At 55.2% G+C, this 17231-nt stretch carries 14 protein-coding genes and 1 pseudogene; 8 read left to right on the top strand and 7 right to left on the bottom strand.

What is annotated here, in order from left to right:
* The first annotated feature begins 24 nt into the window (after positions 1–24).
* The 3 genes from RR877_RS02820 to RR877_RS02810 are packed head-to-tail and all read left to right on the top strand — an operon-like array spanning position 25 to position 3091.
* A complete protein-coding gene (locus RR877_RS02820) occupies positions 25–537 on the top strand; it encodes a hypothetical protein (RefSeq protein ID WP_332551451.1) in 513 nt (170 codons plus the stop codon).
* Complete coding sequence (locus RR877_RS02815) at positions 534–2327, top strand: ATP-binding cassette domain-containing protein (protein ID WP_332618736.1); 1794 nt, start codon at positions 534–536, stop codon at positions 2325–2327. Before RR877_RS02820 ends, RR877_RS02815 begins: the two co-directional genes overlap by 4 nt.
* The gene (locus RR877_RS02810) at positions 2324–3091 is read left to right on the top strand and encodes an ECF transporter S component (RefSeq protein WP_332551449.1); all 768 of its coding nucleotides are present in this window, start codon (positions 2324–2326) and stop codon (positions 3089–3091) included. The genes RR877_RS02815 and RR877_RS02810 overlap by 4 nt, the downstream gene beginning before the upstream one ends.
* On the opposite strand, the gene RR877_RS02805 is transcribed toward RR877_RS02810, so the two are convergent.
* From RR877_RS02805 to RR877_RS02785, 5 genes are all read right to left on the bottom strand, one after another.
* Positions 3088–3573 (bottom strand): hypothetical protein, encoded by a 486-nt coding sequence (locus RR877_RS02805; protein WP_332618735.1) that lies wholly within the window; start codon positions 3571–3573, stop codon positions 3088–3090. The genes RR877_RS02810 and RR877_RS02805 overlap by 4 nt on opposite strands.
* A gap of 123 nt (positions 3574–3696) precedes the next feature.
* Positions 3697–7281, bottom strand: coding sequence for a methionine synthase (metH, locus tag RR877_RS02800; RefSeq protein ID WP_332627693.1), 3585 nt, complete (start codon positions 7279–7281; stop codon positions 3697–3699).
* A gap of 37 nt (positions 7282–7318) precedes the next feature.
* On the bottom strand, positions 7319–8047 hold the full coding sequence (locus tag RR877_RS02795) for a dienelactone hydrolase family protein (protein ID WP_332551227.1): 729 nt from the start codon (positions 8045–8047) through the stop codon (positions 7319–7321).
* 2 nt (positions 8048–8049) lie between these two features.
* Positions 8050–8982 (bottom strand): polyphosphate kinase 2, encoded by a 933-nt coding sequence (ppk2, locus tag RR877_RS02790; protein ID WP_332551226.1) that lies wholly within the window; start codon positions 8980–8982, stop codon positions 8050–8052.
* Between the two features lie 41 nt (positions 8983–9023).
* Positions 9024–9674 carry a Pr6Pr family membrane protein gene (locus RR877_RS02785; RefSeq protein WP_332551225.1) on the bottom strand — a complete coding sequence of 217 codons (651 nt, stop codon included), beginning with the start codon at positions 9672–9674 and terminating at the stop codon, positions 9024–9026.
* A 60-nt stretch (positions 9675–9734) separates the two neighbouring features.
* Here RR877_RS02785 and RR877_RS02780 point away from each other — a divergent pair, with 60 nt between their 5' ends.
* Positions 9735–9965, top strand: coding sequence for a DUF5652 family protein (locus RR877_RS02780; RefSeq protein WP_277494854.1), 231 nt, complete (start codon positions 9735–9737; stop codon positions 9963–9965).
* On the opposite strand, the gene RR877_RS02775 is transcribed toward RR877_RS02780, so the two are convergent.
* Positions 9962–11263 (bottom strand): Nramp family divalent metal transporter, encoded by a 1302-nt coding sequence (locus RR877_RS02775; protein ID WP_332627680.1) that lies wholly within the window; start codon positions 11261–11263, stop codon positions 9962–9964. The genes RR877_RS02780 and RR877_RS02775 overlap by 4 nt on opposite strands.
* A 57-nt stretch (positions 11264–11320) precedes the next feature.
* Between RR877_RS02775 and RR877_RS02770 the strand changes: the two genes are divergently transcribed.
* Positions 11321–12934 (top strand): MFS transporter, encoded by a 1614-nt coding sequence (locus RR877_RS02770; protein ID WP_332627679.1) that lies wholly within the window; start codon positions 11321–11323, stop codon positions 12932–12934.
* A gap of 72 nt (positions 12935–13006) precedes the next feature.
* Here RR877_RS02770 and RR877_RS02765 read toward each other — a convergent pair whose 3' ends face one another.
* Complete coding sequence (locus RR877_RS02765) at positions 13007–15028, bottom strand: acyl-CoA dehydrogenase (RefSeq protein WP_332551223.1); 2022 nt, start codon at positions 15026–15028, stop codon at positions 13007–13009.
* 167 nt (positions 15029–15195) lie between these two features.
* On the opposite strand from RR877_RS02765, the gene RR877_RS02760 reads away from it, so the two are divergent.
* The 3 genes and pseudogenes from RR877_RS02760 to RR877_RS02750 all read left to right on the top strand — a co-directional run.
* A complete protein-coding gene (locus RR877_RS02760) occupies positions 15196–16110 on the top strand; it encodes an EamA family transporter (protein ID WP_332551222.1) in 915 nt (304 codons plus the stop codon).
* A 16-nt stretch (positions 16111–16126) separates the two neighbouring features.
* Positions 16127–16765: a DUF1349 domain-containing protein gene (locus RR877_RS02755; RefSeq protein WP_332627677.1), complete on the top strand. Its 639-nt coding sequence runs from the start codon at positions 16127–16129 to the stop codon at positions 16763–16765.
* Positions 16766–16823: 58 nt separating this feature from the next.
* Positions 16824–17231, top strand: a pseudogene (locus tag RR877_RS02750) (hypothetical protein); the annotation flags it as partial.

Raw genomic sequence — 17231 nt, 5'->3', positions numbered from 1 at the left:
CATTGTGAAACCTCTGGAGAAGAAATGAAACTATTCCGCGCTCGCTCTGCTGTTGCTCTTGTTGCAGCAACCTCTTTTCTGCTTGCTGGTTGTGCTGCAACCACAACAGAAGCCACTAGCACCACAGCATCATGCGACGGTGTTGAAGTTGTGGTGAACTTCGGCATCCTCGATGGCACCAACAGCTCGCAGTGCATCGAGATCACGGGTTCTTCCGCCAAAGCTATCGATGTTGTCCACGACGCTGGTTTCACTACCGAAGGAACTGCGACGTATGGCGATGCCATTGTCTGCCGCGTGAATGGTCTGCCTTCACCCACCGAACCTGTTGTGGTGGAGGGCCAGGCTGAGTTCACGGAGAGCTGTGCAGATATGCCACCTGCTTACGCCTACTGGGCACTCTGGCAGAAGAGCTCTGACGCTGCCTCGTGGGACTACGCCCAGGCGGGGCTTGGCGACCTCACGGTTAAGAAGGGCGAGTCCCTTGGTCTCGTCTTCACCACCGGCGACAGCACTCCTACTCCTGTAGTCGAATGATCTCTCACAGCCGCGGACGTTGGGCTCCCTTCTGGGTGAGCCTGACGTTTGCTGCTGTTTTCATCCTGTTGCGCATTATCTACCGCCTGGTCTTCGGAAGTTTCAGCTGGCAGGCCATTGGACAAGCAGCAAGTCTTGCTGTTCCTTTTGCCCTCGTCATCGTGGTCTGTGGTTTCCTTAGCGCGCTGGTGGATGTGCGGAAGCTACTGCCTGCGATGTCAGCGTTGCGTTATGGCCGCTCCATCGGAACGGCACTCGCTATTGCACTGTCCAGCTACCCCACCCTGATTCACCAGGTCAAACAACTGGGCACAGCTCGCACACTCCGTGGTGTTCGATCACGCACAGCTTTCCTTGTTCCACTTCTGGAGCACACCATTGAGCGAGCTGTTGCTCTGGCAGCCGCCATGGATCTGCGTGGCTTTGGGGCAGGCAAGCCAGCGTCAGTGAATGATTCGACTTCGATCGAACTAGATCACTTCACACTTCGTTACGGCAACAAGACCGTTCTCAACGACGTCACCCTCACCATCCCTGCAGGTGAGATCACTGTTCTCACCGGACAGACCGGGTCGGGCAAGACAGCAGTCCTCGAAAGCATTGCGGGTCTGAGCCAGCACTTCCACAACGGTCACACCACAGGAACACTCACCGTGGGTGTGGTCGATCGAAACCTCACCCCTCCTCGCCTCACCGCAGGGTTGATTGGGTATGTTGCCCAAGACGTTCGTCTCAGTTTTGCCGCCGCAACTGCTCGTGAGGAGCTGGAGTTCGGACTGCGCGTCAGTGGTCACACCAGAGGTGAAGCCTCTAATCGTGCTGAGGTACTCCTCGCTCAGTTCTCTCTGGAGGCCTACGCTGACCAGCCCATTGAACTTCTTTCTGCGGGAGAAGCTACTCGCGTTGCCATCGCTGCAGCACTGGCATTGCACCCACCCATTCTTCTTCTGGATGAACCTCTTGCCGATCTAGACCGAGACTCTCGGGCTGACCTGGTCACTCTTCTGGCCGAACTCCAGACATCCCAACAACTCACCATCGTGATGGCAGAGCACCACACCTCCGAACTCGAACGCCTCACACCACAGTGGCTTTCGGTGAGTTCTGGAGAGGTGTGTTCAGGCCAATGGGGTTCGGATGTGGACACGCTGCCTGCCCGTTCACTTCCTGTTGTGGGATCAGATGAGATCTTCCAGGTGAGCAACATTTCCGTGGTCCAGGGCAGCCGTGAACTTGTTCAAGATGTTTCGCTCTCACTCCATGTTGGTGAGATGCTCGCCATCACCGGTGCCAACGGAGTAGGGAAGTCGAGCCTGCTCCATGCCTTGGCTGCTACAGCTCCCTCGCAGAACATCTTCCGTCTTGTTCCCGAGAACGTGAGCTCCCTCTTCATTACAGAGACCCTCGAAGAGGAGCTTTCTCGAGCTGATTCACTTGCTGGCCACAAACACAGCGGACTCACCGCGATGACCTTCTGGTCTATCCTGGCGACCGAAGAATCTCCTGAGTTACTCAGCGTTCATCCCCGTGATTTGTCTGCAGGAACCCAAGTGGCACTGGCTATTGCACTTCAACTGGCGTGGAAGCCTCAGGTTGTCCTCATCGATGAGCCCACCCGCGGACTTGATGCTATTTCACGTGAAGCCATGGCAGAGGTCCTGCGCTGTGTTGCCGAGACAGGAACTGCCGTTCTTTATGCTTCCCACGATGAGGCTTTTGTTGCAGACCTGGGTTGCCGTGTTCTTGCGATTCGTGAGGGTGCACTCGTTCCAGACGAGGTGACCGCATGATTGAACGCCTCAATGTCAAGAATGGTTTTGTCATTATTGCCACAGTCCTTGCGGCGAGTGCATTTGCGTGGCCTCTCTTTGCCACGGCTCTTCCCCAACAGGCTCAGGCAGCTGTTCCCGTTGTGGTGTTTGCGCTCGTTCCTGCATTGATCGTGGTTATTTCGTTGCTACTGGATGGTGCTGTTTCTAGCTCGAAGACATTGGCACTTCTTGGATTGCTTGCCGCCGTGGGAGCGGCTGTTCGTATTGCCAGCACCGGAGTGGGCGGTTTCGAAGCCGTCTTCATCATTCTGATTCTGGGTGGACGAGCGTATGGTGCCCGGTTTGGTTTCCTGCTCGGAATGCTCACCATCGCGCTGTCTTCTATATTGTGGGGAGGCTTTGGCCCCTGGACGGCATTCCAGATGTTTGCTGCGGGTTGGGTTGGCGCCGGAGCTGGCTTGATTCCAGGGCGCATCACCGGTGTTGCTGACAAGGCAGCCCGACGCCGAGAGATTATGTGGCTCATTGCTTACGGTGTTATTGCGTCATATCTCTTCGGGGCACTGATGAACCTCTGGTTCTGGCCCTTTGGTGTTGGACCAGAAACGTCTATTAGTTATCTGCCCGCCGGGTCACTGACCGATAACCTCAGTCGCTTTGGGGTTTATACCCTGGTGACATCCACTCTCACCTGGGACACCGTGCGGGCATTGACCACAGGTATAGGCCTTGCGCTTATTGGCGTTCCCGCCCTGAAAGCACTCCGTAGAGCAAAACTCTAGATATAAACCGCTTCTTCGAGCGTGTGGGCGTCAGCAATGGGGTGTAATCCATCGCGGTTCACCACATTGACGAATCTGCGCAGGACAAGCTCCATTTCGGTGGCGAACTGAACCAGATCAAAGTAGGTCGCACTGGGGTTTGGTCCCACAAGCATGTCCAGGGCGTCATCTTCGCCTAGTGAGTCCGTCAGTGCCGGGCCAAAGATAGCCAGCTCATCAATGTTGTTCATCGCAGCGAGCTTGTGGAGCACCTCACTCATCTCACCGAGTGCCTCCATGCTGACATTGCCCGCACCTCCGAGGAGCACCCTTCGGCCAGCCATGTATTCCTTATAGGGAACAATGACCGCCTCAGGTTTGCGGTGTGCGCCCAAAACCACAGGAAGAGCGTTCGGATCTGCCCGAAATGTCTTCAGAATCTTCGAAAAGTTCTCACGTGCATCGGCCACGCTGACGATGACGTCGGGATTTGAGTACCACACGTTGTTAGGTTATCAAATGTGTACATAAATTTGTGTATTTTTTATGTACAAATTTGTAATTGTGTTTGTGGGTACACAAAACAGCCCTTTCGGGCTGTCTTAACGAATAATCGTCTGAGTGGGCTAAACGGAGAAGTATTTAGCCTCGGGGTGGTGGAAGACCAAGGCATCTGTGGACTGCTCGGGGTGGAGTTGGAGTTCTTCAGAGAGGACAACACCCACGCGCTCAGGGCGCAGCAGCTCCACAACCTTCTTGCGATCTTCCATGTCTGGGCATGCTGGGTAACCGAGGGAGAAACGGGCTCCGCGGTAGTCCAACTTGAACATTCCGGCTAGATCTTCGGGGTCTTCGGCCTTGTATCCCAGTTCTTCACGGGTACGCGAGTGCCAGAACTCAGCCAGAGCCTCAGTGAGCTGCATGGCGAGGCCATTGAGTTCCATATAGTCGCGGTAGGAGTTTTCGGCGAACATCTTGGCGGTGAATGTGTCCACCGTGGCACCCACGGTGACCAATTGGAAGCCCACAACGTCAATCTGGCCACTTTCACGTGACTTGACGAAGTCGGACAGGCATAGGTGACGATCGCGTCGCTGACGCGGGAAGGTGAAGCGCAGACGATCGGTTCCGATCGCTCCCCCACCAGGCAGGTCTGCCGAGCCACCGTCAGGTGCTAAAAGTCCTGGTTGACCCAGAATTCCTTCCGGGTCATCACCGTGGTTGAGGATGACAAGGTCATCACCTTCAGACACTGCAGGGAAGTAACCATAGACAACCGAGGCATCCATGATGCCCTCGGCCAAGATGCGGTCGAGCCAGTAGCGCAGGCGTGGTCGACCTTCGGTCTCCACGAGCTCCTCATAGCTGACACCATCATCAGCACGGCTAGGCTTGAGGCCCCACTGGCCCATGAATGTGGCACGTTCATCCAGGAATGCGGCGTAATCAGCAAGGGCGATGCCCTTCACAATGCGCGTTCCCCAGAATGGAGGCGTAGGAACAGCGTTATCGAGTGCCACATCAGAGCGTGCTGGCATGTTTTCAGGTTCAGTGACTTCGAGCAAGCTCTTCTTGTGGATGCGCTTCTTGAGTGCAGGAAGGCCCACCGAGTCAGGATCTGCTCCGCGGGCAATGGCAACCAGTGGCTCCATGAGGGCCAGGCCTTCGAAGGCGTCGCGCGCGTAGCGCACGGTGCCATTGAACACAGAAGCAAGGTCGTCTTCTACGAAGGTGCGGGTCAGTGCAGCGCCACCGAGAATAACGGGCCATTTGGTGCCCAAGCCACGGTTTTGAAGCTCTTCGAGGTTCTCTTTCATCACCACGGTGCTCTTGACCAGCAAACCACTCATGCCGATGACATCGGCATTGTTCTCTTCAGCAGCCTGAATAATCTCGTTAATGGTTTTCTTGATGCCAATGTTGATGACGTCATAACCGTTGTTGGTCAGGATGATGTCGACCAGATTCTTACCAATGTCGTGGACATCGCCACGGACGGTGGCCAGAACAATGGTTCCCTTGCCTGCTTCGTCACTCTTTTCCATGTGAGGCTCAAGCAGGGCAACAGCTGTCTTCATCACTTCAGCAGATTGCAACACGAAAGGCAACTGCATTTCACCACTACCGAAGCGCTCGCCCACAATTTTCATACCGGCAAGCAGGTGATCATTGATGATTTCGAGTGGACTCACCCCGTTGGCGCGGGCCAGGTCGAGGTCTTCTTCAAGACCCTTACCTTCACCGTCAATGATGCGACGTTCCAGACGCTCTCCAACGGGAAGTGCTGCGAGTTCAGCTGCTCGGGCATCCTTGAGGCTGGCAGAGTCCACACCATCAAAGAGATCGAGCATGGTGGAGAGGGGGTCATAGGTGACGTTGCCATCAGCATCGTATTCACGGCGGTCCCAGACCAGATCCAGGGCAACCTTGCGCTGGTCTTCAGGAATCGACGCCAGGGGAACAATCTTGGCCGCATCCACGATGGCGGAGTCGAGGCCTGCCTCGACGGCTTCGTGAATGAAGACCGAGTTCAGAACAGCACGCGAAGCAGGGTTCAAACCAAAGGAGACATTGGAAACACCCAAGGTCGTGTGGATGCCGGGGTATTTTGCGGTGATCTGGCGAATGGCTTCGATGGTCTCTATGGCGTCGCGACGTGTTTCTTCCTGTCCGGTCGCAATTGGGAAGGTCAACGCATCCACGATGATGTCATCGACTCGCATGCCCCAGTCGTTGACCAGAGTGTCCACGAGACGGCTGGCGATACGAACCTTGTCCGCGGTGGTGCGAGCCTGACCCTCTTCATCAATGGTGAGAGCGATCACGGCTGCGCCGTGTTCTTTCACCAAGGGCATGATTCGACCAAAGCGTGAGGTGGCACCATCGCCATCTTCGAAGTTCACCGAGTTGATGACGGGGCGGCCCCCGATGAGTTCCATACCTGCCTGAAGCACAGCAGGTTCGGTGGAGTCCATCACGAGTGGCAACGTGGACGCACTCGCGAATCGTGACACGATTTCGCGGGCGTCATCGGTGCCATCGCGGCCGACGTAGTCGACACACACATCGAGCAGGTGAGCACCGTCGCGCACTTGCTGGCGAGCAATGTCTACACAGTCATCCCAGCGGCCTTCGAGCATCGCTTCGCGGAATGCTTTGGAACCGTTGGCGTTGGTGCGCTCACCAATGGCGAGGAATGCGTTGTCCTGTGTGAAGGGAACGTGCTGGTAGAGGCTGGCAACACCGGCATCGTGTTCAGGTTTGCGCGGGGTCAGCTTCATGCCCCCGACGCGGTCAACAACGGCCTTGAGGTGTGCAGGGGTAGTGCCACAACAGCCACCGACCAGAGCCAAACCGAACTCTTTCACAAACTGTTCATGGGCAGTGGCAAGTTCTTCTGGACCGAGTGGGTAACGTGCGCCATCTGCGGTGAGCTCGGGCAGACCCGCATTCGGCATCACCATGATGGGGACCGTCGAGTACTTCGACAGCTGACGTAGGTGCTCGCTCATCTCGGCAGGACCCGTTGCACAGTTCAGGCCGATCATGTCGATACCCAGAGGCTCGAGGGTGGTCAGCGCAGCGCCAATTTCAGAACCCATCAACATGGTGCCGGTGGTTTCCACCGTGACCTCGACGAAGATGGGCAATTTGATGCCTTCTTCTTCGATGGCTTGCTTGCAACCGTTGACGGCAGACTTGGTCTGGAGCAGATCCTGTGAAGTTTCAATCAGAAAAGCATCTGCACCACCGCGAATCAGGCCAACTGCCTGCTCAGCGAAAGTTGCCTTGAGGTTGGCATAGGTGGTGTGGCCAAGGCTGGGGAGCTTGGTACCAGGCCCCATCGAGCCGAGCACCCACCGCATGCGTCCGTCTTGTGCTTCAAACTTCTCAGCACTGGCACGGGCAATCTCAGCACCTGCTTGAGCAAGTTCGGTGATGCGATCTTCGATGCCGTAGTCACCCAGGTTGGACCAGTTCGCGCCGAACGTGTTGGTCTCGACGCAGTCGATTCCAGCTTCGAAATATGCGTCGTGAACAGATGCCACAATGTCGGGACGGCTGACGTTGAGAATCTCATTGCAACCCTCAAGTTGCTGGAAGTCCTCCATGCTGGGGTTTTGATCCTGCAACATGGTTCCCATGGCACCATCAGCAATCACCACTCGTTCTGAAAGTGCTGTCATCAGTGCTTGAGAACGTGCTGGCATCAAGGGAATGGTCACCCTTGAAGTTTACCTTGAGCTTTTAGACCAGATGTTCGCCGAAGAAGGCTTCGATGCGTGACCACGCATCTGCTGCTTCGACGGGTCGGGGTTTGAATCCGACGACGGTGTTCATGAAGGGTCGCAGTGCTTTAGGACCTGCTTGGGTGGGGTTCATAAACGCGTGTGACGCTTCAGGATAGACCTTTACATCGTGAGGAATGCCCGCCTTGGTCAGCGCAGCTTCCAGCTTGGGGCCAGCTCCCTTGAGAGACATATCCTTGCCGCCGAAACTTGCCACGATGGGACAAGATCCTGCCAGTTGAGCATCAAGATCTTTAGCTGCTTGACCGTAGTTCACGGCGGCAGCGTCATAGCCCTTGCTCACGAGTTGGAGCGCAAAGCCGCCGCCCATGCAGAAGCCGACCACACCGATCTTGCCTGTGCAATCGGGACGAGAGAGCAAGAGCTGCTTGGCTGCCTCCACATCCACATAAGCCTGACCCACGCCGTCCACCAGTGCACGAAAGGTTGCCTTGAGGCACTTGCGCATTCCTCCACGGCTAAACAGATCAGGCATCAGCACCAGATAACCCGCACTGGCCATCCGGGTAATCTGCGAGCGCATGGACTCGTCGATGCCGAATACTTCATGCACCATCACCACGGCAGGAAATGGTCCCGCTCCTTCAGGAACAGCTAGCACGCCCCGAAGCTCGTCATCTCCAGATAGAGAAATGGAGATGTCTGTGAGCTTCACATCAAACGGCATAGTTAACGTAGCTTCTTCACGACCGGAATTGCTGTGGTGGGCGTCTCGCCCTGGTCGTAGACCTCTGCTGGGCTTCCGATCACGAGGGGATCATTCGGGCCAATCACGTCATTGTCTTTGCCGTCGTAATCAAAGGCGTTGAGAACCCACTTCATGGCTTCCAAACGAGCACGCTTCTTATCATTCGACTTCACGACAGTCCATGGTGCAACATCTGTATCGGTCGCAAGAAACATCGCTTCCTTTGCCTCGGTATAGGCATCCCACTTATCCAGGGAAGCGAGGTCTGTGGGTGAGAGCTTCCAACGCTTGACCGGGTCAGTGCGACGCTCTAAAAAGCGGCGTCGCTGTTCTGCTTCACCAACAGAGAACCAGAACTTGAAAATCTTGATACCGGATTGGGCGAGCATGCGCTCAAACTCCGGGGTGGAGCGAATGAACTCGTCATACTGCTCATCAGTGCAGTAACCCATGACGCGTTCAACACCGGCACGGTTATACCAAGAGCGGTCAAACATGACGAGCTCGCCTGCTGCTGGGAGATGCTCAACATAACGCTGGAAATACCACTGACTGCGTTCACGCTCTGTGGGCTTTTCGAGAGCAACAACACGAGCACCGCGAGGGTTCATGTGTTCCATGAAGCGCTTGATGGTTCCACCCTTGCCGGCAGCATCACGGCCTTCGAACACGATGATGACACGTTGACCTGTTTCTTTAATCCAGACCTGGAGCTTCAATAGCTCCACCTGCAACACATGCTTGCGGTGGTCATATTCTTTGCGCGTCAGCTTGGTGTCATAGGGGAAGCCCTGACGCCACGCGTCATCTTCTGCGAGAGTCTTCGGTGCATCATCGTCAAGAAGATCCTCGGCGGTGAAGGTCGCCTTGAGAATCTCGGCGGTGTCGAAGGTTCCGTCGCTGTTGGGGCTCATAGTTCCAGCCTAGAACTCGCAGGTAAACAAGCGGTAACTGCTTAGGGATGCAGGGGTTGCTTGCGCAACTTAGCCCACGTGCGGGCGATGATCAGTGCAATAAAAGCGTTGATGGCCATAAAGGTGGCGATACCCAGAATGTAAGCAACGACGCCGCCTACTCCGTTAGGTCCATCTGGCTCGAGGAAGGGGTAAGGCCACCATCCGGTGATCATTCCGCGAATGACGGTGAACGCCACCCAGCCCAATGGATAAAGAAGTGCCCACCACATTGCTCGGATACGTAAAGAAATGCGGCCGGAGGAAAACAGCCACTCCAGCACGATGACAACAGGAACCCACACATGGGTACTTTCATTGCACCAGGCAGGTGGTTCATAGCCTTCGGAAGGGATGTTCCTCAGCAACACGTTATAGACAACGCCGGTCACAATCGCATAGGAGAAGACCGAAACGCGAACAATCGTGAACAGCCTGGTGTCACGAACCGTGGTCCATGCCAAGTACCCGCCAACAGCAAAAGCCACAATGTTTATCAGGCTGGACTGAATGGTGAAGTAGCTGAAGTACTTCTCCGGATAGAAGGCATCATTGGCCACTTCGGACCAGATCTGGGTCACAATTGCTGCGAGTACCCACGCAGAAATTCCCCAGCGGACAAGGGCAGTGATTTTGCGCGACGTTGTGCTCACGGTTGTGACGTTAGCACTTCATTCAGCCGGCTAACAGGATCAAGTTCCTAGAATTGAGCTATGAACACTGATCAAGGCCTCCTCGCAGAACAACCCGGCGTATTTGGACTCATCCTGGCACTCGTGCTGTGGAGTTCCATCTGGAAGGGCTTTGCCCTCTACCGCGCTGGCTCACTTAAGTCGGTGCCCTGGTTCGTGGTGCTGTTCATTCTGAACACCGCAGGAATCCTCGAGATCCTCTACCTCTTCGTTTTCAGCAAGAAGAAGCACAAAGAAGAAGTGGCTTCCTAGGGAGCTAAAACCCACAGCAGTGGTAGCAGTGCCATTGCGATCGTTGCAATACCCAACAGGACCCTCGACCACAGCGGACTCTTCCATTTGCCCAGCAACTTTTCATCCGAGGCAATCCACCAAATCACGGCCATCAGTATCGGTGCTGCCAGTCCGTTCGTGATGGCGGCAATGAGCAAGAACTGCATGGGATTCAAACCGAGCAAGTTCAAGGTGAGACCGACCAGTATCGACAAAAAGATCACGGCATAGAACGCTCGTGCCTGGCTGGGGCGCTTTTCAAGGCTCTCTCGCCAACCGAAGGTTTCCGCCATGGCATAGGAGCTTGCCCCCGCCAATACCGGAACACTGAGCAAACCTGTTCCGAGGATGCCCAACAAGAACAGCACGCCGGCATAGTCTCCGGCGATAGGGACCAGTGCTTGTGCTGCTTGTTCAGCTGTTTGAATATCGGTGATGCCGTTTTTGTGCAGAGTTGCTGCCGCAGTAATCATGATGGCTGCCATCGCAAAGACACCGGTGGCCATTCCAGCAAACACATCTCCACGCATGGCTTGGATGTGAGCCTTAGAGACCCGATAGTGGGTTGTGATCCGGCGCTCTTCCACTTCTTCGGCAGATTGCCAGAAGAACAAGTAGGGAGAGATGGTGGTTCCTGCAATGGCAATGAGAAGTGCAATATCCCCCTTAGTCCAGTCGAACTGGGGTAGGAAGAGATCTCTGCCAACTTGTGCCCAATCGACCTGTGCCACGAACATCACCGCGAAGTAAGCCAGCAGCGAAAGACAGAGCCACCGCAAAATTTTGGCATACCGGTGATACGGAACGAATACCTCTGCCAACACGATGACAGTGGCAAAAAGTACGACGCCCAACACCTGGGGAACCGGAACAAGTAACTGAAGTGCAGCGGCCATAGAACCCAAGTCAGCAGCAATATTGACCGTGTTCGCCACGACCACCAGTGCCAGACATAAATACAGAATCGGCCTGGGCATCCGGGCCTTGATGACCCCGGCAAGACCATGGCCGGTTACCAGTGCGATACGAGCACACGCTTCCTGCACCGCAAAAGCGAGAGGAAGAAGGACAGGAGCACTCCATAACAGGCGGAAACCCGTGGCGGCACCCACCTGAGAATAGGTTCCGATTCCCGAGGGATCATCATCAGCAGCGCCCGTGACAATGCCCGGTCCTAGCCGACGGAAGTACCCCTTACCCCTCACCGAATTACGGGTGGGGTGATGCGAAGAGGGAGGCGCATCAGATTGAGCATTTTCTTGCTCGTGCATAGACATGACCAACTCCCTCCGCGCTTCAGCCTACGCGCCCGTAGGCTGGAGTAGATTGAAACAATGACTTCTCCACGTACACGCTGGTTCGGCCTGCTGTTTATCAGCCTTGCTGTTTCGCTCATCATTGTTGACTCGACCATTATCAATGTGTCGATTCCTTCGATCATTGAAGACCTTGGAATTACCAGCACTCAGGTGCAGTGGGTTCAGGAGTCTTATACCCTCGTCTTCGCTGCATTGATCCTGGTGTTTGGTGCACTTTCTGACCGCTTCGGCCGTCGTCGCTTGCTCATTATCGGTATGACCATCTTCGTAATCTCGTCGGTGATTGCAGGTTTCTCCGAGGATGGCAACCTGCTTATTGCCGCTCGTGTGCTGCAGGGCTTCGGTGGCGCCATGGTTCTACCCACCACCCTGTCTCTGGTCAACGCCAACTTCCAGGGCAAGGAACGCGGCATCGCCTTCGCCATCTGGGGTTCCACCATTGGTGGAATGGTTGCGGTTGGACCACTCCTGGGTGGCTGGCTCACCACGGACTACTCCTGGCGCTGGGCATTCGGCATCAACATCCCCATCGGCATCATCATTATCATTGGTGCGCTGCTAACAGTCCCTGAATCAAAAGAAGATGGCAACACCGGACGTATTGACTGGATGGGTGCCGTCTACTCCGTCATTGCCATGTCCACTTTGGTCTTTGGCCTCATCGAGGGTCGCACCTATGGCTGGTGGGAAGTCAACAAGCCCTTCACCGTTGGTGATTGGACCTGGCCTGGCAAGGTTTCCATCATTCCTGTGATGTTCTTGGTATTTGTCCTTGCAACGACACTTTTCATTACCCACGGTGCTGCTCGCCTGAAAAAGGGCAAGCCTGCACTGCTCTCGTTCAACCTTTTTGGCATTGCGTCATTCCGAAACGGAAACATCGCGGCCATGGTCATCGCACTCGGTGAGTTTGGCATCATCTTGTCCCTGCCACTGTGGCTCCAGTTCGTTATTGGTTATGACGCACTGCAGACCGGCTTCGTTCTCCTCAGTCTGGCCGGTGGTGCATTCGTTGCCTCGGGTCTGGCTGGCGGGCTCTCCGGCAAGGTCTCTCCCGTATCCATGGTTCGCCTCGGTATCTTGCTTGAAATTGTCGGTGTTGCCGGTGTTGGTTTTGCCATCAGCCCCACAGCAACCTGGATCAACGTGGTTCCGTGGCTCTTCGTCTACGGAATGGGTGTGGGGTTGGCGACTGCGCAGCTGACCAACGTCGTTCTCAAGGATGTTCCTGTTCAGGAATCTGGTCAGGCTTCAGGAACGCAGAGCACTGCTCGCCAGCTTGGCTCGGCGCTCGGTATTGCTGTGCTGGGAACAATCTTGTTCACCTCCGTCCAGGTTGAGCTCACCCAGAAGCTCACCGATGAGAAGCTCCCTGCAGCACAGGTCACCCAAGTTGTTGACTCTGTCGTTGACAGTGCTGGTGGAGCGATTATCGGCCTCGAGCAAAACCCTGAGACGCAGCCAATCGCAACGGCGGCAAAGGTCGCCATCTCTGATGGAACTCGCTATGGTGCATTTGCTGCAGCAGGATTCCTGGGACTGGGCTTCCTCGCCACCCTTTCACTTGGAGCAACCCGCAAGGTTGAAGTGGAGAAGATTCACGAAGGTGGAGACGCTCACGTCATCTAGTGAGAACACGCTTAACCGAAAGAGCCGGCTCCCCAGGGGGCCGGCTCTTTCGTGCTTGGAGGCGAGGTGTGTCTAATGCTTTTCTGGAACTGGAGCGGTGCCGCTGGCGGCGAGCTTCTCGTAGTGGTGACGAGCTTCTTCTTGGCGAATGCCCTCGATGCCAGTGGCAATCTCTGCGCGCAGGTGCTCGGGTCCGTAACCAAAGGAGTCAACAAGATCCTGAGCGTGGGTACGCAAGCGGGTAATCAAACGATCAACATAGGCGGTCACCGCCTCAGCACGCTGTGCTGAAAGGCGACCCTTAATCAAATACCAGGACAGGTTCTTCTCAATGGTGTGAAGTCCGAAGAGGTCACGAACCCAGGTGAGCACCTGCTTGGTGCCCTCGTCTTCGATGCGGTTGAGTGCTTCGGTGAAAGCTTCCCACTGCAACAAGTGTCCGTGAGCAGAAGCAGCCTCGATGAGTTGGCTCTGCTTCTGGTTGAAGACCTCTGCCTCTTTTCCAGACTTTTTAGCGTCACGCAGGTCAAGAGCGATTTCCGAGATGATGGTTTCCACGCGATCGGTGAGTAGATCGCGCTGCACCTCAGGATCACGCAGTTCATTGACAGCGCGTGCTGTTGATCCGCGGTCATGCACGTTCTGTCCCAGACGGCGCAGTCCTGAGCCGGTCACAGCACGCTCGGTAACCTGCTCCATCACAAGGCGGGCAAGCGTTCCGGTGTCAGCATCCTTGAACTTGCGGCTGTAGTCGGTGAGTAGACGTTTGGCTACGAGCTGTAAGAGAACGTTGTTGTCTCCTTCGAAGGTGACATAGATGTCCATGTCAGCACGAAGTGCTGTCAATCTGTTCTCTGCCAGGAAACCCTGACCGCCACATGCTTCGCGTGCTTCCTGCAAGGTGTTCAGAGCATGCCAGGTCGACAATGGTTTGAGCGCTGCGGCCAGGGTTTCAAGATCTTGACGGTTGTCATCAGTGTCATCCGCTCCGCTGAAAACAGAGTCAAACTTCTCGAGAAGGACTTCTTGAGAGAAAGCCTGCGCATAGGTCGTGGCAATGAGGGGAATCAGTCGGCGCTGGTGGCGCTGGTAGTCCATAAGAACTGTCTCAGCTTGTCCTGCCTGACCAAACTGGCGGCGTTCATTGCCATAGGTCACCGCAATCTGCAGTGCGAGCTTGGAGGCATTGACCGCAGCCCCATCCAGGGAGACGCGGCCTTGCACCAGTGTTCCCAACATCGTGAAGAAGCGTCGACCAGGGCTTGCGATGGGAGAAGAGTAGGTGCCATCCTCGGCCACATCGCCGTAGCGGTTGAGCAGATTGGTTCGGGGAACCCGAACATTGGTGAAGTGCAGACGACCATTGTCGATGCCGTTCAAACCACCCTTGAGACCATCGTCTTCGCCGCCAATACCGGGGAAGAAATTTCCGTCATGGTCACGGAGAGGAACATAAAACGCGTGAACGCCGTGATTCACGCCCTTCGTAATCAGCTGGGCGAAGACAACAGCTGCTTTACCGTGCAGGGCAGCGTTGCCGAGATAGTCCTTCCATGCGCCGCGGAACGGCGTATTGATTACCCAGTCTTGAGTTTCTTCGTCGTAGGTTGCCGTGGTGGCAATTGAGGACACATCCGAGCCATGACCGGTTTCGGTCATGGCATAGACGCCAGGTGTTTCAAGGGTGATGGCCGAAGGTAACCAGAGTTCGTGATGGGGCTTGGTTCCCAAATGCAGGATTGCTGCAGCAAAGAGCCCCCACTGCACACCTGACTTGATCTGCATAGAGGGATCAGCAACTACCAGTTCCTGGAAAGCGGCGAGATTTCCACCGTGATCTGCTTTGCCACCAAACTCAACAGGGAAGGAGAGATTGACCTGTCCGTTTTGCACCAGCAGTTTGAGCTGTTCCAGAACGCGTGCGCGGTGTTCGTCCTTGGTAAGACCGGGAATGCCCTGCATCTCAGGGCGTCCGGCTAGTTCACGCGAAGCGAGGCGGATATCTGCCCATTTACCGAGCAAAAAGCGTTCCAGAAACTGACGGTCAACGGTTGCTGACTCGTTTTCTGTCTCCATTTTGTCGATGACTGACATGGTGTGGAACCTTTCGAGGTGAATATCTACAACTCCAGACTTATTGCACCGTAAGCAACGACACTCAGCAACATGGGTGTGGAGCTTCTACAACCAACAGGGCGCAAGCCTGTGTTTTGTTTGTTGTTTACGCACCGAGACTCTCAGGAAACACTTAGGCTGGAACAATGCTCACCGTCCTCTTTGGCCTCTCCGGCGCCCTTGTCTTTGGTAGTGGCGACTTCCTGGGCGGAATGGCATCCAAGCGCATGGGCGCATTCCTCGCAACAGGTGTTGCTGGAGTGGTGGGCTTATTCGTCTTGTTTGGCCTGAACCTGTTTGTTCCTGGTGAAGTCACCCCAGAAACCGTGTTCTGGGGACTTATTTCAGGCGTCTGTGGCTCTCTTGCCATCTTGTTGCTCTATGCAGCCCTGGCCATTGGCCCGATGAGTATTCTCTCTCCGCTCGGCGCCCTCATCTCAGCGATCTTCCCCGTGCTGTGGGCGATCTTTATTGCGGGTGAAACCTTGGCATGGTTTGGCTATCTTGCTCTTGGAATTGGTGCCATCGCCATTGTGTTCGTGGCATTCACTCCAGAAAAAGAAGCTGTCAAGCCACGTCTGCGTGGGCTTGTTTTTGCGTCAGTTTCGGGCATTCTGATTGGCCTCTTCCTCATCGTGATGGATCAGGTACCTCCAGGCGCCGGTGTCTACCCGCTCGTATTCAACCGCTTCGTCAACATCACCATCATGTTCAGTGCAGTCGGTGGCATGGCCCTGATTCGCTGGGCCCACAAACGCGGTTACTTTGGCCGCGACGGTAAGCCACGAGCTGATCTGGTTGTGGGAGACAAAGGTGTTCTTGATTACAAGAACGGCATCCTGCTGGCGCTGGGCTGTGGAATCCTCGATGCGACCGGAAATGCCCTGCTTCTCTTTGGTATCCAGACAGGAAACCTCAGCGTGATGTCTGTTCTCACCGCAATGTATCCGGCAGGAACCATCATCTTGGCTGCCGTGGTACTTCGCGAGAAGATCACCAAGCTCCAACTCTTGGGTATGGTCCTGGCATTAGCTGCAGCAGGCCTGTTGGCACTCAGCTAGTTCGTCGCCATACAGAGTGGATCAAAATGAGCAGTTACTTCACGGATCGCTCGGTCCTCAGAGCAATAACATTGTGTACATGAACCCTCAGGACATCGCCGTCGGTGAATGGCTCAACCCGCCCCTCGCATTGGAGTCAAGTTCTTCAGGGTTTTTCGTAACGGCCAAGGAACACAGTGACTTTTGGAGAACCACTTCATACGGGTTCGTTCACGATAGTGGCCATGCACTTCTCAATGACTTCCCTCAAGATAGCTCTCTCGAGGTCAGTTGGATTCTGAACTACGAACAACAATTTGATCAAGCTGGTCTCATGGTCTGGTCGGACGAAGAGCATTGGATCAAAGCAGGAATTGAATACGCTGATGGGTCACCCCAACTTGGCGCAGTTGTTACGTCCGTGCTGTCCGATTGGTCAGTTGCTCCTGTAAGCGAATGGATGAATAAAGAGGTTCACCTTCGCATGAGCAGATCAGGCGATGCTCTCACCATCCGGGCCAGATGTGAAAGTGATTGGCAGTTAGTTCGCCTCGTGCCACTAGATCCCTCGCGAAACTGGAAAGCAGGGATCCACCTTGCCAGTCCAAGCCGGGCAGGACTGACCGTTCAGTTCACCTCACTCACTCGTGGGCAACCCGATCATCAACTGCATTAACTAACAAGGGCCGCACCCCAAACTTGGGTTCTAATGGTCGTTGCAACACTCCATCTTTTTGGAGGTTGCAACGACCATGTCTTTTACCCCGCCACCCACACGTTCCCGAAGGCGTTATTCCAAGGCTGAGAAGGCCGCATTTTTTGAGGCTTTTGAGCGTTTAGGAAATGCTAGAGCTGCCGCTAGGGAGTTAGATTTACCTTTCCTCACCAGTTATCAGTGGCTTGTTGCTGCAGGTGTTGATGTTGGTGCGCCGCGTCGTCAACGCCACAACCGTGTCCGTGAGCACTATTTCAGTTTGCGTGCTGCGGGCGTTCACCGATCGGATGCGGCGAAGCAGGCGGGTGTTCATATTCGTACTGCCCAAGATTGGGACAGAGGGATAGTGAAGAAAATGCATTCACGCATCTATCCTGATGGCCGTGTTATCGACTACAACAAGAGTGTGAATGTTCAAGATCGACTC

This window comes from Aurantimicrobium sp. (assembly GCF_036667855.1).
Classification (GTDB): Bacteria; Actinomycetota; Actinomycetes; order Actinomycetales; family Microbacteriaceae; genus Aurantimicrobium.
This window is presented reverse-complemented; position numbering and strand designations above follow the sequence as displayed.

Excerpts from the sequence above, each read along its gene's own strand:
- RR877_RS02815 (WP_332618736.1), top strand. The coding sequence starts at position 534 with ATGATCTCTCACAGCCGCGGACGTTGGGCTCCCTTCTGGGTGAGCCTG.
- metH (WP_332627693.1), bottom strand. The coding sequence starts at position 7,281 with ATGCCAGCACGTTCTCAAGCACTGATGACAGCACTTTCAGAACGAGTG.
- RR877_RS02795 (WP_332551227.1), bottom strand. The coding sequence starts at position 8,047 with ATGCCGTTTGATGTGAAGCTCACAGACATCTCCATTTCTCTATCTGGA.
- RR877_RS02810 (WP_332551449.1), top strand. The coding sequence starts at position 2,324 with ATGATTGAACGCCTCAATGTCAAGAATGGTTTTGTCATTATTGCCACA.
- RR877_RS02780 (WP_277494854.1), top strand. The coding sequence starts at position 9,735 with ATGAACACTGATCAAGGCCTCCTCGCAGAACAACCCGGCGTATTTGGA.
- RR877_RS02760 (WP_332551222.1), top strand. The coding sequence starts at position 15,196 with ATGCTCACCGTCCTCTTTGGCCTCTCCGGCGCCCTTGTCTTTGGTAGT.
- RR877_RS02765 (WP_332551223.1), bottom strand. The coding sequence starts at position 15,028 with ATGTCAGTCATCGACAAAATGGAGACAGAAAACGAGTCAGCAACCGTT.
- RR877_RS02820 (WP_332551451.1), top strand. The coding sequence starts at position 25 with ATGAAACTATTCCGCGCTCGCTCTGCTGTTGCTCTTGTTGCAGCAACC.
- RR877_RS02770 (WP_332627679.1), top strand. The coding sequence starts at position 11,321 with ATGACTTCTCCACGTACACGCTGGTTCGGCCTGCTGTTTATCAGCCTT.
- RR877_RS02775 (WP_332627680.1), bottom strand. The coding sequence starts at position 11,263 with ATGTCTATGCACGAGCAAGAAAATGCTCAATCTGATGCGCCTCCCTCT.
- ppk2 (WP_332551226.1), bottom strand. The coding sequence starts at position 8,982 with ATGAGCCCCAACAGCGACGGAACCTTCGACACCGCCGAGATTCTCAAG.